Raw genomic sequence first — 18,987 nt, 5'->3', positions numbered from 1 at the left:
AAGCATTTATCAAATCTTATGGATCTGGCATCGATAAGATTTTAATGGTTCGGAACCTGATATGGGGTCGATCTCATCTGTACCTATTAATTGATTCACATTTGAACCTTCTACTGAAAATGGATCAAATCCAGCTAATTCTAGTTCATCACACTCATCCCACCAGCCCGCTTGAGTATATATCGTACCTACGGGTATACTTTCTGTCAGTCGAGCGACTGCCTTCATCCTGCCATGAGGAGAGGTTAAATGAATCCATTCACCTTCATTTAGCCTATACACTTGAGCTGTTTGGGGATGGATTTCAACAAAAGGATCGGGATGCATTTTCCTTAGTCTAGCAATATTACGATGCTGGCTATGACAAAAACCTTTTAGTTTAAATGAAGAAAGAACTAACGGAAAATCATTAGATTGATTCTGATATTGCGGAACAGTTAATGGTTTTTCAAATTGGGGCAGTGGATCATACCCATGCTCTAACAAAAACTCGGAATAAATCTCCAGCTTTCTTGTCGGGGTAGAAAAGCCTTTGACTCTTTTATTTATTTTTTCTCTATATTTACAATATTTTATTTTTAGGGGCACAGACAGACCTTCAGGATGAGATCGAAGTTGGTCTAATGTTACATTCACTGGTTCAAGATAGTCATTAAACGCTTCCTCAATATTTCCATTCCAAAACTCTTTTTGATAACCCATTTCTAACGCTATATCCATGATTATTTGCAGATCAGGACGAGCTTCCTCAGGAGCCTTTGACATTGCAGGTTTGTATTGAATATGTTGAGCCGTTTGTAAATTCCCCTCAAAACCGGCTAACAGACTCGGGGACTCCCATGCGTGTGCAGCAGGTAACACAATATCTGCAAACCGCGTCATTGGACTATGAAACATGTCAACGTGCACATGAAATTCTAATTTTTTTAAGGCTTTTATCATATTCTCGCTTTCTGGGTTTTGAGTGACCATATTACCCCCAAAACTTAATAACCCTCTCATAGAATACGGAGATTCGTTTAATACAGCATGAACAAAATCATACCCTGAAGCAGATATCTTTGGGGCACCTAAAGGTCTCTTATCTAACCCTAGACGCTTCTGCTCTTGTGAAGGTGGTAATAAATCTTGACCTTTTATTAAGTTTACTGGTAAAGATGGGAGGACAATATTCCCTCCTTGCTTATCAAAACAACCAGTCAGACTATAAAGGATACATAATGCTCGATTGGTTGATGAACTATTTACATGCTGTTCTAAGCCATTCCATGAATAATAGGCGATCGGATTTTCTTGGCATAATAACCCCTTAAGTTCCGTTAATTTCTCAGCTGGAATACCCGTTATTTTTTCTACATGTTCTATTGTAAATGAAGAGACTTGTTTCAATAATTGAGAAAAGACGGTTTCTGAAGAAACATTCTCATTTTCGTATTCACCTGAAAGTAAAATATGTTCTGACCATGTCTCGGGATCTTCCCGAGTATCGATTTTAAATGGCTTCTGTTTCTGATCAAGAGCTAAAAATTCATATGGCTGATGATGTTCCGGGCGAAGGAATTTTCCCGTTCGCTTATCCACTAAGAAAGGGGCATTGGTCCAGTGGAGCAGAAATTGCTCATCATATGAATGGTTCTCAATCAAAAACTGAAGACACCCTAATATTAAAGCGATATCAGTTCCATGATTCGGAGCAATCCATAAATCTGCCGCAGCAGCTGTCGTTGTTCGGCGTGGATCGATTACTACTAGTTTACTTCCTCTTTTTTTGGCTGCCATGAGCCTTTTCCAAGTCTGAAGATTCGTATCTGCTGGATTGTGTCCCCATATCAATATCAAGCTAGCATGTTCAAAGTCGGGTTGAGGCAATCCAACACCATATGTGTATTTTGACCCCTCGTCCCTTGCCCACTGGCAGACATTGGTATGAGAAATATAGTTGGGGGTGCCGTATAGATTCATCAAGCGCTGCAAATATGGCCCCCAGCTAAAGCTTCCGCTTGCACCAATCGTTGGAAAAGTGTAAGAAACAGTTTCTGCCCCTGTTTCAGAACGAATCTGTTTTAGTTTATCTGCAATGGTTTGGATGGCTTTTTCCCATGTGATTTTTTCCCATATCGGGTCTTGTCCCTTTGGGTTAGTTCTCTTTAAAGGAACAAGGATACGATCAGGATGATTGACGATTTGAGGTGCTGCTGCTCCTTTTGGACAGATTCCCCCATTCGGATGATTTTTATCCGGGAGCACCTTTACTAACTGATCATTTTCTGTAATGGATATAACTCCACATTTTGAAACGCATTGCGAACAAAATCCCGCTCTTCTTTTTTCACTAGTACTCATCGTCCTTCTCTCCTTTTTAAGATTGAAGTCATTGGTCAAAAACTAGGAATCTTTTCGGGCGCATGATGAAGCATACATAGGATAATTAACCTCACTTATTGTCTCGGATTAAATCTTGAAGTTCTATTTTCTTTTATGGTACATTAAGTTTCAATACAATTAAAATGCATATTAATCATATAGGAGATATCAAAAAAGCTATGAATAGATCACAAATTCAACTGATTGTCCAAATTTCTGAAACAGGAAGTTTTACAAAAGCCGGTGAGGAATTACACATGACACAGCCTGCGGTAAGTCGAGCCGTAGCAACAATTGAATCGCAACTAGGAACAAAGTTAATTGAAAGAGATAAGAAAAATGGGTTGTTTTTCACAGATGTAGGGGAGCGTATATTAGTTATTTTCAGAAAGATTCTGAGTGAATTACAAAAAGTAGATGAATTAGTTGCAGCTGAACAAGGATTAGAGATTGGGAAGTTACACATTGGAGCCTACCGAACTGCTTGTACTAGATTTGTTCCTAAAATCATACGTGCAATGGAGAATCAATATCCCGGCCTAGAAATCAAACTTTCAGAAGGGAGTGTAGGTCAAGTTAAAGAGTGGTTACGTTCTAAATGCATTGATGTAGGCATTATTATTCCTCCTGATAAAGATTTTGATACCGTACATTTAATGAAAGATCAACTGATTGTACTTATGCATTCAAGCCATCCTTTATATCAGAAAGAAACAATAGGTATTCCCGACTTACAAGGTGAAGATATACTAATGGGAAAAGGGGGTTATGAGGTACAGGTTCATGATTTATTTAAAAAGTATAACTTGACTCCTAAAGTTCGGTTTGAAATGGAGTATATAGAGACAGGATTAAGTATGATACAAGAAGGGTTAGGAATAACCATTACAACTAAAAAAAATATTTGGTCGCTGCCAGACCAAGTCGTTTTTCGTGAATTAAAACCAGATACGTTCAGAGATATCAATATAGCAGTGCTAGATATGAAAGATATATCAAAAGCAACAGATGCCTTTATTCAAACAGCTCTTACGCTTTTTGCTAACAAAGATGTTTAAATGTCGCTCAATATTTTTCAAGAAAAAATTTATAATATAGTACCTAAATAAGTGACCTTTTTCCTTATTTCTGATATTGTTCTATTTCACTGTGTTAGACAACTTAGAACTTTCTGTTCATTTTATGGAAAAGGCAAGCAACTTGGACAACCTACAGCATATAAAAAACCAACACTTATTATATAACCAGCTACCCCTTACCTACTTCAGTAAGGGTTCTTTGCTATTTTTTGATTGGACAGGCAAGCTTACTGCAGTAGCTACATAAATTATAGGTTGACCGTCTCTGTTTGAGTAAAATTCAGCATCATGAAGTTTAATTTCAAGGAAACTATCATTTACATTTTCTAACTCAAAATTCCCTAGATTCTCTTTCTCTGCTGCCCTTCAAAGAAAAGATATTGATTTGAAGAATCGAAACATAAATAAATCACTATTTCCAAAGAAAACCTGGTGAAGAAGCATTCGGGTAACATCTGATATTTATCTCATATCATCAAAAAATTTACAGGATTAAATGAATAAATATGAAGAGTATATCTCCAAGATCATGGAGTGATTTTTTCATCATTTTTTTGTGGGTGAATTGTGGGTGATGCCTGTTTTATTTTAAAATATAAGAAACACCCACAAAAACAAAAAACCCCCTGAAACCAGTGGTTCCAAGGGGTTTTCTCTATTAATACTGAGACATATACTGATCGCGTTCCCATGGGTGTACTTGGGTGCGGAACATATCCCATTCGATTTCTTTTGATTCGATGAAGTGTTCGAATAGGTGATCGCCTAGTGCGTTGATCATGACTTCGTTTGATTTCAGCAGCTCAAGTGCTTCTGCAAGTGTTGCAGGTAGGTCAGAGATGCCGTTTTCAAGGCGCTCTTCTTTGTCCATGACATAAATGTTTCTGTCGATTGGTGCTGGTGCGTCTAGTTTATTTTTGATTCCGTCAAGACCTGCTGCAAGTAATACGCTTAGTGCAAGGTATGGGTTTGCAGATGGGTCTACGCTGCGCACTTCTACACGTGTACTAATGCCGCGTGATGCAGGGATACGGATCAATGGGCTGCGGTTTTGTGCACTCCATGCCACGTAGCAAGGTGCTTCATAACCAGGTACAAGACGCTTGTAAGAGTTAACCGTTGGGTTTGTGACCGCTGTAAAGCTTGTTGCGTGCTTGACGATACCTGCGATAAAGTGTCTAGCAGTCTCGCTTAATTGTAAATCTGCTTTTTCATCAAAGAATGCGTTTTTGCCATTTTTGAATAATGATAGGTTACAGTGCATACCAGAACCGTTTACACCGAACAATGGTTTTGGCATGAATGTCGCATGAAGACCGTGCTTTCTCGCAATCGTTTTGACAACGAGTTTGAACGTTTGAATGTCATCACAAGAACGGATAGCGCCAGCATATTTGAAATCAATTTCATGCTGTCCAGGTGCTACTTCGTGGTGAGATGCTTCAATTTCAAAGCCCATTTCTTCAAGCTCAAGCACGATATCACGGCGGCAGTTTTCGCCTAGATCTGTTGGTGCAAGGTCAAAGTATCCACCTTTATCGTTTAGTTCAAGCGTTGGCTCGCCTTTTTCATCTAATTTAAATAAGAAGAATTCTGGCTCAGGTCCAAGGTTGAAATCACTAAATCCTAGTTCTTCCATTTCCTTTAAGACACGCTTTAAGTTATTACGTGGGTCTCCATCAAATGGCGTCCCGTCCGGCTTGTAAATGTCACAAATAAAGCGTGCAACTTTACCTTTTTCTGCTGTCCAAGGGAAAATAACAAATGTGTTGAGATCTGGGTATAGATACATATCTGATTCTTCAATACGTACGAAGCCTTCAATAGATGAACCGTCAAACATACATTTGTTATCGAGAGCTTTTTCTAACTGGCTCACAGGAATTTCAACATTTTTAATCGTTCCGAGAATGTCTGTAAATTGCAGACGAATGTACTTTACGTTTTCCTCATTTACTAATTTTACGATATCTTCTCTTGTGTATTTTGCCATTTCGTAAAACTCCTCCCCTACAAAAGGTAAAATTGTATAGCAATGCTTTTGCTAATTCGTTAACGGAAGAACCTTGACATATCCCCCTGCCTAAAGGTCGTTCCTTGTTGGAAACGTCCAGCCTGAATGAGTTCCTTCTTCAGTAGCTTCCTGAGTTCATCATCTGTCAAGTTGTGCTTGGCTGTGGTTTTCTCCTCGGTCTTTGTGTCAGACGCTGGATTTTCTGCCTCAGCTTTGGCAAAAAGTTTTTTGATTCCTGCCATGTTTACACCTTGTTCGATGAGGTTTTTAATTTCTAGTAATTTATCAACATCATGGAAAGAAAATAATCGGCGATTCCCATCACTTCTTGCTGGAAATACTAACCCATTTTCCTCATAATAGCGAATTTGCCTTGCAGATAATTCTGTTAGCTGCATGACAATCCCAATTGGGAATAAAGGCATTGAGCGGCGAATGTTATCACTCATCTCAACTGTCTCCTCCTCTTTGCTTAAATTTATTATATGTCATGTTATATTATGTGTCAACACTATGTTAGGAATATTAACATGGATTTTTTATTGAGCAGGTATGTCGATAAAACCTTGTTCCAATAAGGCATCTACAGCACTGCAAATCGCATTTTTCACATGGGCATACGTGAGTCCGCCTTGAACGTAGGCTGTATAAGGCGGTCTGATCGGTCCATCGGCTGACAATTCGATGCTAGCTCCTTGGACGAAGGTGCCCGCTGCCATGATGACATCATCCTCGTAGCCCGGCATATAGCTCGCATGCGGTGTGACGTGACTGTTGATCGGAGATGCATATTGAATCGCCTGGCAGAATGCAATCATCTTTTTAGGATCGCCAAATTCGACGGATTGAATCAAATCCGTTCTTTTCGCATTCCACGCTGGGTAAGTTTGGAATCCGAGCTTCTCAAGAAAACGAGCCGTGAACACTGCACCCTTTAAGCTTTGCCCCACAACATGCGGTGCTAAGAAAAATCCTTGATACATTTCCTGAAGCGAATACAGCGAGGCACCCGCTTCACTGCCGATGCCCGGAGATGTCATTCGATAAGAGCAAGCTTCTACCCATTTTTCTTTTCCAACGATGTAGCCGCCTGTTTTGGCAAGCCCACCGCCTGGATTTTTAATAAGGGAACCTGCCATAAGATCCGCTCCCACATGACATGGCTCTTGTAATTCAGTAAATTCACCATAACAGTTGTCCACAAACACAATGATTTCTTCATTGATCTCTTTTACAAATGAAATCATTTGCTCGATTTCTTCTATTGTAAAGGAGGGTCTTGAAGCATAGCCTTTCGAACGCTGAATGCCGATGACTTTTGTTTTCGAGGAGATCGACTCTTTTACTTTGTCATAATCGACGGATCCATCTTGCCTTAAATCAATGGCCTTGTAATCAATCTGGAAATCTTTTAATGAGCCTGTCCCTTCTTTGCCGCGGATCCCTACAATTTCTTCTAGCGTATCGTATGGTTTTCCTGTCATATAGATCAATTCATCGCCAGGTCTCAGCACACCAAATAACGCAATGGAAATCGCATGTGTGCCGGAAATGATCTGCGGACGCACAAGGCCGCTTTCTCCTCCGAAGACATCTGCGTAGATCTTTTCTAACGTGTCTCTTCCCATATCATCATAGCCATATCCAGTTGTCGGGTTAAAGTGAGAGTCACTGACTTTATGCTTTCGGTAGCTTTCAAGCACCCGCCACTCATTTTGTTCGCTCTTTTGATCAATTTGCTGATGCACGTGTAAAATGTCTTGTTCTGTTTCTGCTGCTACTTTTTCTAAAATACTGCCGTGTTTTAATGTATGAAACATCTTGATTTAATTCCTTTCTTACAACATATACTTCTTGATTTGACCTAAAATGGTCTGCTCCTCACCACTAAACCCGGTGATGTCATAAAGTTCTGCTTCTTTTTGAAATTCTAGTGATTCCACGAGCGTTTCTGATTTTAATGCGGAGATGAGCTTTCCTTCATACGCTGGAATCTTCACATGATATGGCTTTAAAAAGGTTTTTTTCAGTTCAGCCATGATATCCGCTTTTAACCGTTTCACATCTTCTTCGCGTCTCGCACTGATTAACAGATGACGATGCTTTGAAGATGGGATGAAATCTGGTCTGATTTGATCTTCTTTGTTATAAACCGTCAGCATCGGAATACGATCTGCTTCTAATTCCTCTAAAAGCTCATGAACCGTCCGTTCGTGACCTTCGTAATCCTCATTAGAAGAATCGATGACGTGAAGCAAATAATCAGCTTCCTTCACTTCTTCAAGAGTGGAACGAAATGCCGCAATCAGTGTTGTTGGAAGGTCTTGGATAAAGCCAACAGTATCTGAAATCAGCACACTGTAGCCAGATGCTAATGTCATCTTACGTGTCATTGGATCAAGTGTCGCAAACAGCAGATCCTCTTCATGACTATCTGCTTCTGTTAATTGATTAAACAAAGTAGATTTTCCAGCATTCGTATATCCGACAATGGCAATTTGGAACACCCCATTTTTCTTCCGGCGTTCCCGGTATCTTGTACGGTGTTCTTTGACTGTAGATAATTGCCCATTAATTTCGTGAATACGGTTTCGAATATGGCGTCTATCTGTTTCAAGTTTTGTTTCACCTGGACCTCTTGCGCCAATTCCGCCTCCTTGTCTTGAGAGGCTGATCCCTTGTCCGCTTAGTCTTGGCAAGGCATACTGAAGCTGGGCAAGCTCTATTTGCAGCTTCCCCTCTCTTGTACGAGCCCTTTTTGCAAAGATGTCTAAAATCAATTGTGTACGATCAATAATTTTCACATCTAAGGCAGTTGCCAAAGCTTTCAGCTGACTTGGAGACAGTTCATCGTTAAAAATAATGACATCACATTCGAATTCCTCGCAAAGCACTTCAAGCTCTTCTACTTTGCCTTTACCGATATATGTTGCGCTGTCTTGTCTATTTCTCTTTTGCGTCATCACGCTGACAGCTTCACCGCCAGCTGTTTTGGTTAAGGAAGCTAATTCTTCCATTGAGTATTGAAAGCGTTCATCCGTGACATGCGGCAATTGACAGCCGACAAGGATCGCTTTTTCTGTCATTTCATGTTCATTCAACGTCAGTTGTTTCCTTTCTGTACTTAAGTTTTCAGTAGTACCATCATACCAAACACATCACACGTATACCACTATTCGGATGGTTTATTTTAGTATCTCTTTATAAAAAGGATACGCCATTTTAAGAAGGCGTATCCTCTTTCATTTGCAGATCGTGACTTTTAATCGTGAGCAAATCTTTTTTATCATAATGATCCACAAGCAGGAGTCTCATCGCTTGGGTTCGAATGGCCTTTTCAATCGTGTTTCGCACAAAGCGGCCGTTACTGAATTTTGCAGGACTCGTGGTGCTTTTAATGTGCATTAAGTAATCTCGCAGCTTCCATTCAGCTTCTTGGGTAAATATATATTCTCTGTCAGCCATCATTCGTTTGGCAATGTCCATGAGCTGATCGACGGTATAATCAGGAAAGCTGATATTGATTGGAAATCTTGATTGCAGGCCGGGGTTTAATGATAGAAAATGATCCATTTCCTTAGAGTAGCCAGCAAGAATGAGAATGAATTCATGCTGTTTGTCCTCCATATGTTTTACTAGGGTATCAATCGCTTCTTTCCCAAAATCCTTTTCGCCTCCGCGGGCAAGAGAATAAGCTTCGTCGATGAACAAAATGCCGCCTAGTGATTTTTTAATTAAGTCTCTTGTTTTTTGAGCAGTATGACCGATGTACTCACCGACTAGATCTCCGCGTTCCGCTTCAATTAAGTGACCCTTTGAAAGGACATTCATTTCAAAGAAAAGCTTCCCGACAAGTCTTGCAACCGTTGTTTTCCCTGTGCCTGGATTCCCTTTGAACATCATATGAAGCGCTTGTTTGCCTACCTTTAACCCTTGTTCCTGCCTTTTTTGATTGACAAAGATCCAAGCATAAATCTCTTTTATGTTTCGTTTCATTTCATCCATACCGACAAGGCTGTTCATTTCACGCTCTATTTCCCGTAAGATGCTGTGCTTTGCCTCATTTTTCTGCAAGGCTTCTAAGTATTCTGCCTCTGAATCTGCATCAACCAATACTTGCTTTTGTCCGTTAAGTATAATATTGATTTGGCCGTTGTTTTTATATGTGACAGCTCGCTCCAACGTATTCACCTCTCGCTCTTCTCTCTTTATTCTATTCGGGTGGAGCTGTAATCGTGACAATCGCCCGCTTAAGCCCAAGTTTGCTGTCAAAATGACCCGAGATACCGAATATTGTAGGGATTTCTGCGGTTTCCCAGGAAATGATGTGCTATTTCCATTGTATTCATCCAATTTAGGCGGACAAACCAACAATTTGTTTTTTCTTAGAAAAATGTAGCTTTCTCATCACAAATTGTGCAGAAAAGAGTCTCAATGATTTCCGCATATTGTACAGGCAATTCTTCTATTTTCTCATAAAATAAAGACGAGGTGATGAATAGATGGTGAAAATTTTTATTGATCCTGGCCACGGAGGAACAGATTCTGGAGCTGCTGCAAATGGACTTTTGGAGAAAAATATAACACTGCAAATCGCGATTTTACTGAGAGATATGTTGATTAGTGATTATGATGACGTTTCTGTCCGCTTAAGTCGTTCAATTGACCAGTCCGTCACTTTGGCCCAGCGTACAAATGCGGCAAACAGCTGGGGAGCTGACTATTTCGTGTCTATTCATATTAATGCAGGCGGGGGCACAGGTTTTGAAAGCTTTGTGTATCCTGGCGTTTCAGCACCGACCACCACGTATCGCAATGCCCTTCATGATGAAATTGTTCGCTCGGTGGATTTTGCCAACCGCGGCAAGAAAACAGCGAACTTCCACGTTCTTCGAGAAACTTCTATGCCCGCTATTTTAACAGAGAATGGTTTCATCGATACGACAGCTGATGCCAATAAGCTCCGCAATGCGACCTTCCTTCAAGGCATCGCTCGCGCTCATGCCACTGGATTAGAGAAAGCCTTTCAGCTGAAAAAAAAAGCTAGTAATCTTTATAAAGTACAGGCTGGAGCTTTCAAGGTGAAAGCCAATGCAGATGAATTAGCAGCCACGCTAAAATCAAAAGGCTTTGACGCCTTCGTTGTATTAGAGGGAGGTATGTTCCGAGTGCAAGCTGGGGCTTTCCGCACAAAGCAAAATGCGGATGAGCTCGTCGCAAGATTAAAGCAGGCCGGTCACGACGCATTCGTTTTCCAATAAGCTGAAGCTATTATAACGAAACAAACCGGCTCAAGTCTGCTGCTGAGCCGGTTTGTTATTGATTCATTTATGCTAAAATGTTCACGACAAATTGAGACCACGTTTCAAGTCGATCGAAGTATTCGGGCTTTTTCAAATCGGATGCTTTCATCCATTTTCCTGAGATTTGATCTGTTTCTTTCACTTCTACATGAGCACCCGGCGCTAATTCAAGCGCTGATAACAGGCCAATGTGCACACGGCCGACACTGTTGTCATCATCATTAATTAAACCAAGGGTTTTCATCTCAAGTTTGTCTTCTTCTTGAATAGAAAGTTCCTCGTCCAGCTCACGATCCGTATTTTCTTTTAGAATTTCAGCAAAGTTTTTCCCTTCGATGAAATTCATGTGACCACCAAAGCCAAGAGACAACATATGATGCAATCGAGTCTCTCCCCCGCCTTGAAGCCTTTCATATACATACACTTCGTCCTCACGCATAATCACGACATAAGGAATCGGCTGCTTGAAGTCAGGATTTTCTTCCGCATCGCCTCTGCGCATCTGTTCGAAGTGCTCTTCGATTTTTTTCATAATGGTGTTGATTGTTTTCTCTTCACTATTCACACCATTAAACGCAAGCGTTTCGTTTTGGAACACGCGTGTGCGCGGTGCAACTAGTATGATTTCATCCATCTTTCCCATGCTCGGTAACCTCCAGTATGTAACGCATTGTATGAAATGGCAAAAAGCCAAAACGAGTGATGCGTTTTGACTTTTACGCCTTACTTATGATTCATCTCCAAAGAAGAAGTCATCATCTTTTAACGGCTCTACAGTTGCTTTTTTGTAGCCGTTCCCTTTCATTGAGAAGAAGTCATGTGACTTTGTTTTTGTATTGAGTCCGTTCAATACAATTGGGTTGATCTCTTCTTCTTCAAAGTAAGGGGCAAATCCAAGGTTCATTAACGCTTTATTGGCATTGTAACGAATGAACTTTTTCACATCATGTGATAAATTGACTTGGTCATATATATCTTCCGTGTAATGAAGTTCATTTTCATAAAGCTCGTTCAAGAGGTCAATCGAGAAATCATAGAGCTCTTTTTGCACTTCAGGTGTTTGTTTGTTGTAAATTTCTTGCGCTAATAATCCAACGTACACACCGTGAATCGCTTCATCACGCAAAATCAAGTTGATGATTTCACCACTTTGCATGAGCTTTCCTTGTCCATAGAAATAAAGCGGGTAGTAAAAACCACTGTAAAATAGGAAGCTTTCTAAATAAACAGAAGCAACCATTGCTTTAAAGAGGGAAATCGGATCGTCCTTTTGAATCGAACGGTATAAACTGACAATCATATCTGCTTTCTTTTGCAAGAATTTATTTTTCTTGACCCATTCAAACACTTCACTGATCGTTTCAGTTGGTGCGAGGGTCATGAAGATATTTGAGTATGATTTTGCATGTACCGCATTTTCCATCATCGCCATAAAGTTTAATACAGCTTTACGCTGATGGCCGTCTACATGTTCAGCCACAATCGGCATCCCTGTATTTCCTTGTTCTGTATCAAGTAAAGTCAGGCCAGCAAGTACCTTCATGTACGTATCTCGCTCTTTTTCACCTAAATATTTCCATGTTAAGAGATCCCCGTTTAAGGAAATCTCTTCAGGAAGCCAGAACTGCTTCACATTTTGGTTGTAAAACATTTGTGTAAAATCGTCTTCGTGTTTTGACCAGTTGGCTGCATCATAAATTTTTGTCACGTTAAACTCTCCTTTAATCAAACAACACAAGAAAGACAGCCTTCCTGCCCTGTATCCTTCGTTCTTGCATAATAAAGTGTCTTAATGCCTTTATGGTGTGCATACAGATCGATACGGTTTAAGTCACGCGTTGTCATCGTATCTTTCAGGAATAGTGTAAAGCTGATTCCTTGATCGACGTGCTGCTGAATCGTTGCGATCATATCGACCACTTTAAACATGTCCATATCGTACGCTTCTTTATAGAAGAACCAGTTCTGCGCTGAAAGACCTGGCATTGGGTAATAGGTTTTGCTGTTGCCGTATGTTCTTTCTTCGATACGTTCCATAATTGGCATAACAGAGGCTGTGGCCGATTGCACATAAGAAATGGAACCTGTTGGTGCAATACATAAGCGGTAGCTATGGTACATGCCATTTTCCGCTACAAAGTCTTTGAGTGCTGCCCAGTCTTCTTTTGTTGGAATGTGCATGCCTTCAAATAGTGCTGTTGCTTTTTCTGTTTTTGGTGTGAAATCATTCTCCACGTATTTATTGAAGTACTCACCCGTTGCATAGCCAGAGCCTTCATAACGATGGAATGTTTCTCCTTTTTCTTTTGCAAGCTCACTTGAGCGTTTAATTGAATAATAGTTCACCATCATAAAGAACGTATTCGCGAAATCTCTTGCTTCTTCACTTTCATAGGCAATTTGGTTTTGAGCCAAATACCCGTGAAGGTTCATCGCGCCAAGTCCGATTGATTTCATCGCTTTGTTCGCTTTTCGAACAGCCGGTGCATTGCGAATGTCTGTTGTTTCAGACACAAGTGTTAGTGAGTCTGTTGCAAGTTTGACCGTTTTTTCGATCGATTTGTTTTTCATGACATTCATGATATTTAATGAACCAAGATTACAAGAAATATCAAGACCGATTTCATCTTCTTGATCATAGTCCGTGTAAGAAGAGACCTCTGAAGCCTGAAGCACTTCTGAGCAAAGGTTTGAGAATTTCACTCGTGAAATATGGTTTAATGCATGCTCTCTATTCACATTATCTTGGAACATGATATATGGATAGCCTGATTCTGAGCGAAGAACAGCCAATTTTTCAAGAAGCTTTCTCGGATTGACTTTTTCTTTTTTGATTTCCGGGTTTTCTACAAGCTCATCATACATTTCTTCCATGTCCATCTCATCAAGATGCTGTCCATATTCTTTATAGACTGTGTGCGGATAGAAGGTGTAAGCTGTTTTATCTTCTCTTGCCAGCTCGATAAATTTGTCCGGGATGACGACACCGATGGACAATGTTTTCACACGAACATCTTCATCAGCAGAGATTTTTTTTGTATCTAAGAAATCATTGATATCTCTGTGGAAAATATTGAGGTAGGCACTGCCTGATCCTTGTCTTTGTCCCATTTGATCTGCATATCTGAATGCATTATCAAGAAGCTTCATCACGCCGACGACACCTTTTGTCGCGTTTTCAACATCTTTGATCGCTTCGCCTTTTGCACGAAGTTTTGACAGGTTCAAACTGACGCCGCCGCCTAGTTTTGAAAGCTGCATTGAAATATCAATCGCTCTTGAAATATCGTTTAATGAGTCATTCACTTCAAGCAAGAAACAGCTCACAAGCTCACCGCGTCTTTTACGTCCAGCGTTTAAGAATGTTGGTGTACTTGGCTGGTACTCCTGATTGATCATCAGTTCTACAAACTCAAGTGCTTTTTCTTTATCTCCGCCCGCAAAGAAAAGCGCTACAACTGAAATGCGGTCTTCATAGCGTTCAAGGATTTTCTTTTTATCATTTGTTTTCAGTGCATAGTCGTTGTAAAACTTAAACGCACTCATGAATGATGGGAATCTAAATTTCTTCGCATATGCAGCTTCGAATACTTCTTTAATATCTGCCATGCTGTATTGTCTTAAAAATTCTTCCTCATAGTAGTCGTTTTCTATTAAGTAATCAATCTTCTCTTCTAAGTTGTGAAAGAAGACCGTGTTTTGATTAATATAATCTACGAAATAACTATGTACAGCTTCTTTGTCCTTATCAAACTGAAACTTTCCTTCTTTTTGAATCATAATCTCGTTATTTAATTGTATCCACTTTGGAACCTGATTTTGTGACAATTCTTTCTACCTCCTGTGTAAACAATTCAACATCCCTTTTTGTTCCGCTTAGTTCAAAGGTGTGCAAAATAGGAACTTGATATTGTTTAGAAATCGTATCGGCGCTTTTGGCAAAATTATCTCCCCACACTTTGTTTCCACTCACCGCTACACCTAGTAAAAGGTGAGCATTTTTCTCTAAAAAGGATTGAGTGGTACTAGGGACTTGTCCAAATCCTGTCGTAAAGGTGACGAGAATAAACGGCGTATCCAAAAACTCTTCTCCAGTCAATTTTCGTTTGTCTGTAAAAGGGGTCTTGTCCAAAAAGCGTTGAACATTTCCTGTTTTTGAATCAAATACGATTTGAATCAATTCCATCACGACCTAGTTTTTAGTATTGTTGATCATTTCGTTATTCACTATATATAGTATACTATGTTTTTTCAAAACACAACATATAGATGTTCGAAACGAAAAAAATCAACCAACCCGGCCGAACATTCATAGCCGAACTCGTACGTTCAAATAAATAGAGCAGAACAGGATCTAAAAATAGACTGCTCTACTCCCTATTCAACTGAAACCGAAATCTATCATAACACGAAAAAAAATCGCTTAGTAGACTAGACTTTTTGTTTTATTTTTTGTAGGCATCGCACTGTAAATCTTCTGACACTTCTGTAATTTCCACTTCAACACCTAATTCTTTTAGCACCGCTTCAAGCGCAGAGACGATTGAAGCTTCTCTGACTAATTCTTTCCCATTTACAGAAACGCTTGTTCCATATTCGAAACAGGAGTCGTCTTCACAAGTTTGTTCCCAGTGATTAATTTTAATTTTGTGTGTCATGAACTCATCCTTTTCTGTCTAGATGTCTGATGCATGATTATAGTGTAGCGACTTCACATTCATTTGTAAATTTACGTGCTTACTCTTCAACAGAATCATCATCATATTCCTCGTCCCATTCATCTATGTACTTCGTTTTAACGAGGGTCAGTTCTCCCTCTTTTTCATCAAACCGGTACACATGTACTTCCTCATCTTTCACAACAGCAAAGTGATTATTTTTTAGTGCAACAGCTGATTGTAAAAGGCCCTCTATATGTCCATTATCATCTTGATTAGCATAGTTATGCGAGCTTTCCTGTCTCGATTCAATGTTTGAAATGGCGCACGATCCAAATAAGACAACAATCCCAATCAATAGAAGGATCACTCTAATCCTTCTTAATTCAAGCTCTGCATTTTCCATATCGCTTCCCTCACCTTTCTTCATATCCAATAAGGGATTATACGTAAAATAGACAGAAAAGTTTCACGGCATGCAAAATAGCCCCTCTGCACTGACAAAAAACGTAGCGGGTTCCGGCCGGTTTATTCGCAGATGCATGGGGCTATTAGGTCGAACATATCCTATTCTAATTCTAGATTTACATTCTTTTGAGGTGCAAATGTAGAAATGGCGTGTTTATAAATAAGCTGCTGCTTCCCTTCTGTTTCAAGCAGCACCGTGAAATTGTCAAACCCTTTCACTTGACCGCGAAGCTGAAAGCCATTCAGTAAGAATACTGTGACAAAGGTATTGTCTTTACGGATTTGATTCAAAAATTGGTCCTGAATATTAATCGGTTTCATGTTTCGTCCTCCTTGGTTCTGATAACTACAGTTTCGCTTTAAGTTCAAGCTTTCCTGCTATATATGCGAAAATTTCCTCTTTTTTGTCTGAAAAGTGGCAAGGCGGTGTCATGTCGAACCAAGTGACATCCATTTTATTACGAAACCACGTGAACTGACGCTTCGCATACCTGCGTGAATTTTGCTTTAATTGCCGGGTGGCTTCATCAAGTGAGCAGTCACCTTGAAAATACGCATACAGCTCTTTATAACCAATCGCTTGAACCGATTGACAATCCTTCAAGCCAGATTGATAAAGTGCGCTCACTTCCTCAATTAAGCCTTCATCTATCATCATATCAATTCTTTGGTGAATGCGCTCGTACAAAAGCTCTCGATCCATTTTCAGCCCAATGAAGGCTGTATCATAAAGAGGAACTTCTTGATGACCGTTTTGCATCTCCGACATTTTCTGACCTGTTGTATGGATCACTTCCAGCGCCCGGATCACGCGGCGGACATTATTCGGATGAATGGCTTTTGCAGCATCAGGGTCTACTGCCTTTAGCTTTTCGTGCAGCTGAAGGGGGCCATGCTGCTGTTCAAACAGCGCCATTTCTTCTCTAAAAGCAGGATCACTTTTCTCATCGGTAAATGTATAATCATATAAAACAGATTGGATATACAAACCCGTTCCGCCGACAATCATGGGTGTTTTCCCTCTAGCGGCAATCTCTTTGATTTTCAAACGGACCAGCTGCTGAAATTCAGCTGTAGAAAAGGATTCGTCCGGCTCTTTAATATCAATTAAGTGATGCGGGACACCATCCATTTCTTCAGGGGTGATTTTAGCTGTTCCAATGTCCATTCCTTTATAAATCTGCATAGAATCACCGCTGATAATTTCTCCATTAAATGCTTTGGCTATATGAATGCTCAGTTTTGTTTTGCCGACAGCCGTCGGTCCTACTAATACAATCACTGGTTGTTTCGTTTTTTTCATAACATCACTCTCTTTTACAAACTGCCTACAGTATAGCATAACTTCTCATTCTCTCCTATATACGGCCTATCACCAGCCGAGTGGTTCATTTCCGACCACTTCGTATGTTTTTCCTTTTAAACGGTGCGTATGCGTTGGCCGCTCTTCGTCCGGACTATAGACGACTCCTCCATACGGAATAGGGACAGAATCGTTATAGGCAGAAAACGTGACTTCCTCAATCTCGTGATAGTGCGTACCATCCACTCTCGGTATCGCAGGCCCTGTGATGCCGTAGTATCTGTGGAAATGCCCCCTCTCAAAAGAGGTGATCCCGCGATAAAAATGTGTATGCTGATCTGTATTGCTTCCATTGACAGGCTGAGAAATGCCTTCTATTAAATGATAATGCTCCTCTGTTACATCCGTTCGTGCTTTATAGGCATGAGCATGCGGCGGGCATTTTGCCCAATCAGATGGATACAGGCCCATTTTTAACATTCCTCCTTATATTAGGCATTCACCCAAACACATATAGGCCATTCGAATACACTGATGTCAGTTACAGTGATTTTATGTGAGAGGAGCCTTTTTTTATGAATTATTTTGACGCACAGCCATTTATGCAAGAAGACATGAGAAGACCTTTTGGTTTTGGACGCCCGGGCTTTGGGTTTGGGAGACCTGGATTCGGTTATGGTAGACCTGGATTCTTCGGACCTCCATTTTTAGGTGGTTTTGCTGGAGGTCTGCTTGCTGGGTCTCTGCTTGCGCCAGGATATGGATATGGGTACCCTTATCCGCCGCCGTATCCGCCATATGGACCATACCCTTATTATTAAATATGACGTTTTAGTGAAAATATCTGTTCATCAAATGAATCGATTGACACACTCGTTTTTGATGGGTTAACATTTACTTTACCGACCGTTCAGTAAAGTAGGTGTTTTTTTTATGTCTAAAACCAAAAAAGAGCAAATCTTTGATGCAGCTGCCCGCACGATTTTAGAAGAAGGATTAAGCCAGCTTACCCTTCAGCAAGTGGCAGAGCATGCACATATGACCAAAGCCGGCCTGCTTTATCATTTTGCAAGCAAGGAAGAGCTCATCCAAAAAATGAATGAGCACGCGATTCTTTGCTTTCGTCAGCAGCTCGAAACGTATCAAGAAACTTACAAACACGAAAAAGCGCCTTATGTACGTGCCTATATATTGGCCACATTACATGATCTTGATCATCAAAATACGACCCAGCTATGTACAAGTATGATGGCTACCATGTCATTTGATGAAGCGTTATTGAACCCTTGGCGTGATTTTTATGCGGAGTTCAAAGCGAAAGCAGCTGAGGAAATAAACGACCCTGCATTGAGTCAGCTAATTCGACTCGCATGTGATGGGATATGGTTTTCAGAAATGTTTCAGCTTGAACCGCTGAATCGAGAAGAAAAAACCCTTTTACTTCATCGGATTTTACACCTATTAGAGGAGGGATGATCATGATCCTCGGATATCTTTTTCTGGCTGTGGCCATTTTTTCAGAAGCCATTGGCGCCGTGATGTTAAAACTCTCAAATGGCTTTACGCGCTTTAAGCCTAGCGCTGTCGTTGTTGCTGGCTATACACTTGCATTTTATATGCTGTCATTGACACTTAACATCATTCCGCTTAGCATGTCTTACGCAACATGGTCTGGGGTTGGTACAGTCCTCACGGCTATTTTTGGCGTGCTTTTTTTCAAAGAAACCTTGAACCAAAGAGCAGTCATTGGGATGGCGATGCTTGTCTCAGGGGTTGTACTTTTAAATATGTCATAAAG

Annotated in this window: 20 protein-coding genes; 5 read left to right on the top strand and 15 right to left on the bottom strand. The window is 40.4% G+C overall.

The window, feature by feature from the left end:
- Positions 1–9: 9 nt before the first annotated feature.
- Entirely contained in the window at positions 10–2,343 is a 2,334-nt protein-coding gene (locus tag MHH26_RS06360) for a molybdopterin-containing oxidoreductase family protein (RefSeq protein WP_340972761.1), read from the bottom strand.
- 200 nt (positions 2,344–2,543) lie between these two features.
- On the opposite strand from MHH26_RS06360, the gene MHH26_RS06355 reads away from it, so the two are divergent.
- Positions 2,544–3,422, top strand: a complete 879-nt coding sequence (locus MHH26_RS06355; protein ID WP_189293825.1) for a LysR family transcriptional regulator — start codon at positions 2,544–2,546, stop codon at positions 3,420–3,422.
- A 679-nt stretch (positions 3,423–4,101) separates the two neighbouring features.
- Here MHH26_RS06355 and glnA read toward each other — a convergent pair.
- The 5 genes from glnA to spoVK all read right to left on the bottom strand — a co-directional run bounded on the left by glnA (position 4,102) and on the right by spoVK (position 9,639).
- On the bottom strand, positions 4,102–5,436 hold the full coding sequence (glnA, locus tag MHH26_RS06350; RefSeq protein ID WP_060596374.1) for a type I glutamate--ammonia ligase: 1,335 nt from the start codon (positions 5,434–5,436) through the stop codon (positions 4,102–4,104).
- A 59-nt stretch (positions 5,437–5,495) separates the two neighbouring features.
- Positions 5,496–5,906 (bottom strand): MerR family transcriptional regulator, encoded by a 411-nt coding sequence (locus tag MHH26_RS06345; protein ID WP_034662120.1) that lies wholly within the window; start codon positions 5,904–5,906, stop codon positions 5,496–5,498.
- A gap of 90 nt (positions 5,907–5,996) precedes the next feature.
- Positions 5,997–7,277 carry a methionine gamma-lyase family protein gene (locus tag MHH26_RS06340; protein WP_307499658.1) on the bottom strand — a complete coding sequence of 427 codons (1,281 nt, stop codon included), beginning with the start codon at positions 7,275–7,277 and terminating at the stop codon, positions 5,997–5,999.
- 18 nt (positions 7,278–7,295) lie between these two features.
- Complete coding sequence (gene hflX, locus MHH26_RS06335; RefSeq protein WP_307499657.1) at positions 7,296–8,558, bottom strand: GTPase HflX; 1,263 nt, start codon at positions 8,556–8,558, stop codon at positions 7,296–7,298.
- Positions 8,559–8,679: 121 nt separating this feature from the next.
- Complete coding sequence (gene spoVK / locus MHH26_RS06330; RefSeq protein WP_191096026.1) at positions 8,680–9,639, bottom strand: stage V sporulation protein K; 960 nt, start codon at positions 9,637–9,639, stop codon at positions 8,680–8,682.
- Positions 9,640–9,959: 320 nt separating this feature from the next.
- Here spoVK and MHH26_RS06325 point away from each other — a divergent pair, with 320 nt between their 5' ends.
- Complete coding sequence (locus MHH26_RS06325; RefSeq protein ID WP_307499655.1) at positions 9,960–10,718, top strand: N-acetylmuramoyl-L-alanine amidase; 759 nt, start codon at positions 9,960–9,962, stop codon at positions 10,716–10,718.
- Between the two features lie 67 nt (positions 10,719–10,785).
- Here the strand turns inward: MHH26_RS06325 and MHH26_RS06320 are convergent, their stop codons facing one another.
- The 9 genes from MHH26_RS06320 to MHH26_RS06280 form a co-directional block, all read right to left on the bottom strand.
- The gene (locus tag MHH26_RS06320) at positions 10,786–11,403 is read right to left on the bottom strand and encodes a hypothetical protein (protein ID WP_340972756.1); all 618 of its coding nucleotides are present in this window, start codon (positions 11,401–11,403) and stop codon (positions 10,786–10,788) included.
- Positions 11,404–11,487: 84 nt separating this feature from the next.
- Positions 11,488–12,468, bottom strand: a complete 981-nt coding sequence (nrdF, locus tag MHH26_RS06315; RefSeq protein ID WP_034662137.1) for a class 1b ribonucleoside-diphosphate reductase subunit beta — start codon at positions 12,466–12,468, stop codon at positions 11,488–11,490.
- 17 nt (positions 12,469–12,485) lie between these two features.
- Entirely contained in the window at positions 12,486–14,588 is a 2,103-nt protein-coding gene (nrdE, locus tag MHH26_RS06310) for a class 1b ribonucleoside-diphosphate reductase subunit alpha (protein ID WP_340972754.1), read from the bottom strand.
- Positions 14,548–14,940: a class Ib ribonucleoside-diphosphate reductase assembly flavoprotein NrdI gene (gene nrdI / locus MHH26_RS06305; RefSeq protein ID WP_008360380.1), complete on the bottom strand. Its 393-nt coding sequence runs from the start codon at positions 14,938–14,940 to the stop codon at positions 14,548–14,550. The genes nrdE and nrdI overlap by 41 nt, the downstream gene beginning before the upstream one ends.
- 265 nt (positions 14,941–15,205) lie before the next feature.
- The gene (locus MHH26_RS06300) at positions 15,206–15,418 is read right to left on the bottom strand and encodes a hypothetical protein (RefSeq protein ID WP_003212415.1); all 213 of its coding nucleotides are present in this window, start codon (positions 15,416–15,418) and stop codon (positions 15,206–15,208) included.
- A gap of 79 nt (positions 15,419–15,497) precedes the next feature.
- A complete protein-coding gene (locus MHH26_RS06295) occupies positions 15,498–15,824 on the bottom strand; it encodes a YmzC family protein (RefSeq protein WP_307499653.1) in 327 nt (108 codons plus the stop codon).
- Between the two features lie 161 nt (positions 15,825–15,985).
- A complete protein-coding gene (hfq, locus tag MHH26_RS06290; RefSeq protein WP_003211269.1) occupies positions 15,986–16,207 on the bottom strand; it encodes an RNA chaperone Hfq in 222 nt (73 codons plus the stop codon).
- 25 nt (positions 16,208–16,232) lie between these two features.
- The gene (gene miaA, locus MHH26_RS06285) at positions 16,233–17,189 is read right to left on the bottom strand and encodes a tRNA (adenosine(37)-N6)-dimethylallyltransferase MiaA (RefSeq protein ID WP_106071503.1); all 957 of its coding nucleotides are present in this window, start codon (positions 17,187–17,189) and stop codon (positions 16,233–16,235) included.
- A gap of 69 nt (positions 17,190–17,258) precedes the next feature.
- The gene (locus MHH26_RS06280) at positions 17,259–17,660 is read right to left on the bottom strand and encodes a YmaF family protein (RefSeq protein WP_060596355.1); all 402 of its coding nucleotides are present in this window, start codon (positions 17,658–17,660) and stop codon (positions 17,259–17,261) included.
- 104 nt (positions 17,661–17,764) lie between these two features.
- Here MHH26_RS06280 and MHH26_RS06275 point away from each other — a divergent pair, with 104 nt between their 5' ends.
- From MHH26_RS06275 to erbA, 3 genes are all read left to right on the top strand, one after another.
- On the top strand, positions 17,765–18,010 hold the full coding sequence (locus tag MHH26_RS06275; protein WP_106047819.1) for a spore coat protein: 246 nt from the start codon (positions 17,765–17,767) through the stop codon (positions 18,008–18,010).
- A gap of 112 nt (positions 18,011–18,122) precedes the next feature.
- The gene (locus MHH26_RS06270) at positions 18,123–18,665 is read left to right on the top strand and encodes a TetR/AcrR family transcriptional regulator (RefSeq protein WP_066030878.1); all 543 of its coding nucleotides are present in this window, start codon (positions 18,123–18,125) and stop codon (positions 18,663–18,665) included.
- A 2-nt stretch (positions 18,666–18,667) separates the two neighbouring features.
- Positions 18,668–18,985: an SMR family multidrug efflux transporter EbrA gene (gene erbA / locus MHH26_RS06265; RefSeq protein WP_106030915.1), complete on the top strand. Its 318-nt coding sequence runs from the start codon at positions 18,668–18,670 to the stop codon at positions 18,983–18,985.
- Positions 18,986–18,987: the final 2 nt, after the last annotated feature.

The sequence above is a fragment of the Bacillus sp. FSL K6-2839 genome, from assembly GCF_038003365.1.
In the GTDB taxonomy this organism is placed as follows: Bacteria; Bacillota; Bacilli; order Bacillales; family Bacillaceae; genus Bacillus.
This window is presented reverse-complemented; position numbering and strand designations above follow the sequence as displayed.

Excerpts from the sequence above, each read along its gene's own strand:
- MHH26_RS06360 (WP_340972761.1), bottom strand. The coding sequence starts at position 2,343 with ATGAGTACTAGTGAAAAAAGAAGAGCGGGATTTTGTTCGCAATGCGTT.
- MHH26_RS06355 (WP_189293825.1), top strand. The coding sequence starts at position 2,544 with ATGAATAGATCACAAATTCAACTGATTGTCCAAATTTCTGAAACAGGA.
- glnA (WP_060596374.1), bottom strand. The coding sequence starts at position 5,436 with ATGGCAAAATACACAAGAGAAGATATCGTAAAATTAGTAAATGAGGAA.
- MHH26_RS06345 (WP_034662120.1), bottom strand. The coding sequence starts at position 5,906 with ATGAGTGATAACATTCGCCGCTCAATGCCTTTATTCCCAATTGGGATT.
- MHH26_RS06340 (WP_307499658.1), bottom strand. The coding sequence starts at position 7,277 with ATGTTTCATACATTAAAACACGGCAGTATTTTAGAAAAAGTAGCAGCA.
- MHH26_RS06325 (WP_307499655.1), top strand. The coding sequence starts at position 9,960 with ATGGTGAAAATTTTTATTGATCCTGGCCACGGAGGAACAGATTCTGGA.
- MHH26_RS06320 (WP_340972756.1), bottom strand. The coding sequence starts at position 11,403 with ATGGGAAAGATGGATGAAATCATACTAGTTGCACCGCGCACACGCGTG.
- MHH26_RS06300 (WP_003212415.1), bottom strand. The coding sequence starts at position 15,418 with ATGACACACAAAATTAAAATTAATCACTGGGAACAAACTTGTGAAGAC.
- MHH26_RS06295 (WP_307499653.1), bottom strand. The coding sequence starts at position 15,824 with ATGGAAAATGCAGAGCTTGAATTAAGAAGGATTAGAGTGATCCTTCTA.
- hfq (WP_003211269.1), bottom strand. The coding sequence starts at position 16,207 with ATGAAACCGATTAATATTCAGGACCAATTTTTGAATCAAATCCGTAAA.
- miaA (WP_106071503.1), bottom strand. The coding sequence starts at position 17,189 with ATGAAAAAAACGAAACAACCAGTGATTGTATTAGTAGGACCGACGGCT.
- MHH26_RS06280 (WP_060596355.1), bottom strand. The coding sequence starts at position 17,660 with ATGGGCCTGTATCCATCTGATTGGGCAAAATGCCCGCCGCATGCTCAT.
- MHH26_RS06275 (WP_106047819.1), top strand. The coding sequence starts at position 17,765 with ATGAATTATTTTGACGCACAGCCATTTATGCAAGAAGACATGAGAAGA.
- MHH26_RS06270 (WP_066030878.1), top strand. The coding sequence starts at position 18,123 with ATGTCTAAAACCAAAAAAGAGCAAATCTTTGATGCAGCTGCCCGCACG.
- erbA (WP_106030915.1), top strand. The coding sequence starts at position 18,668 with ATGATCCTCGGATATCTTTTTCTGGCTGTGGCCATTTTTTCAGAAGCC.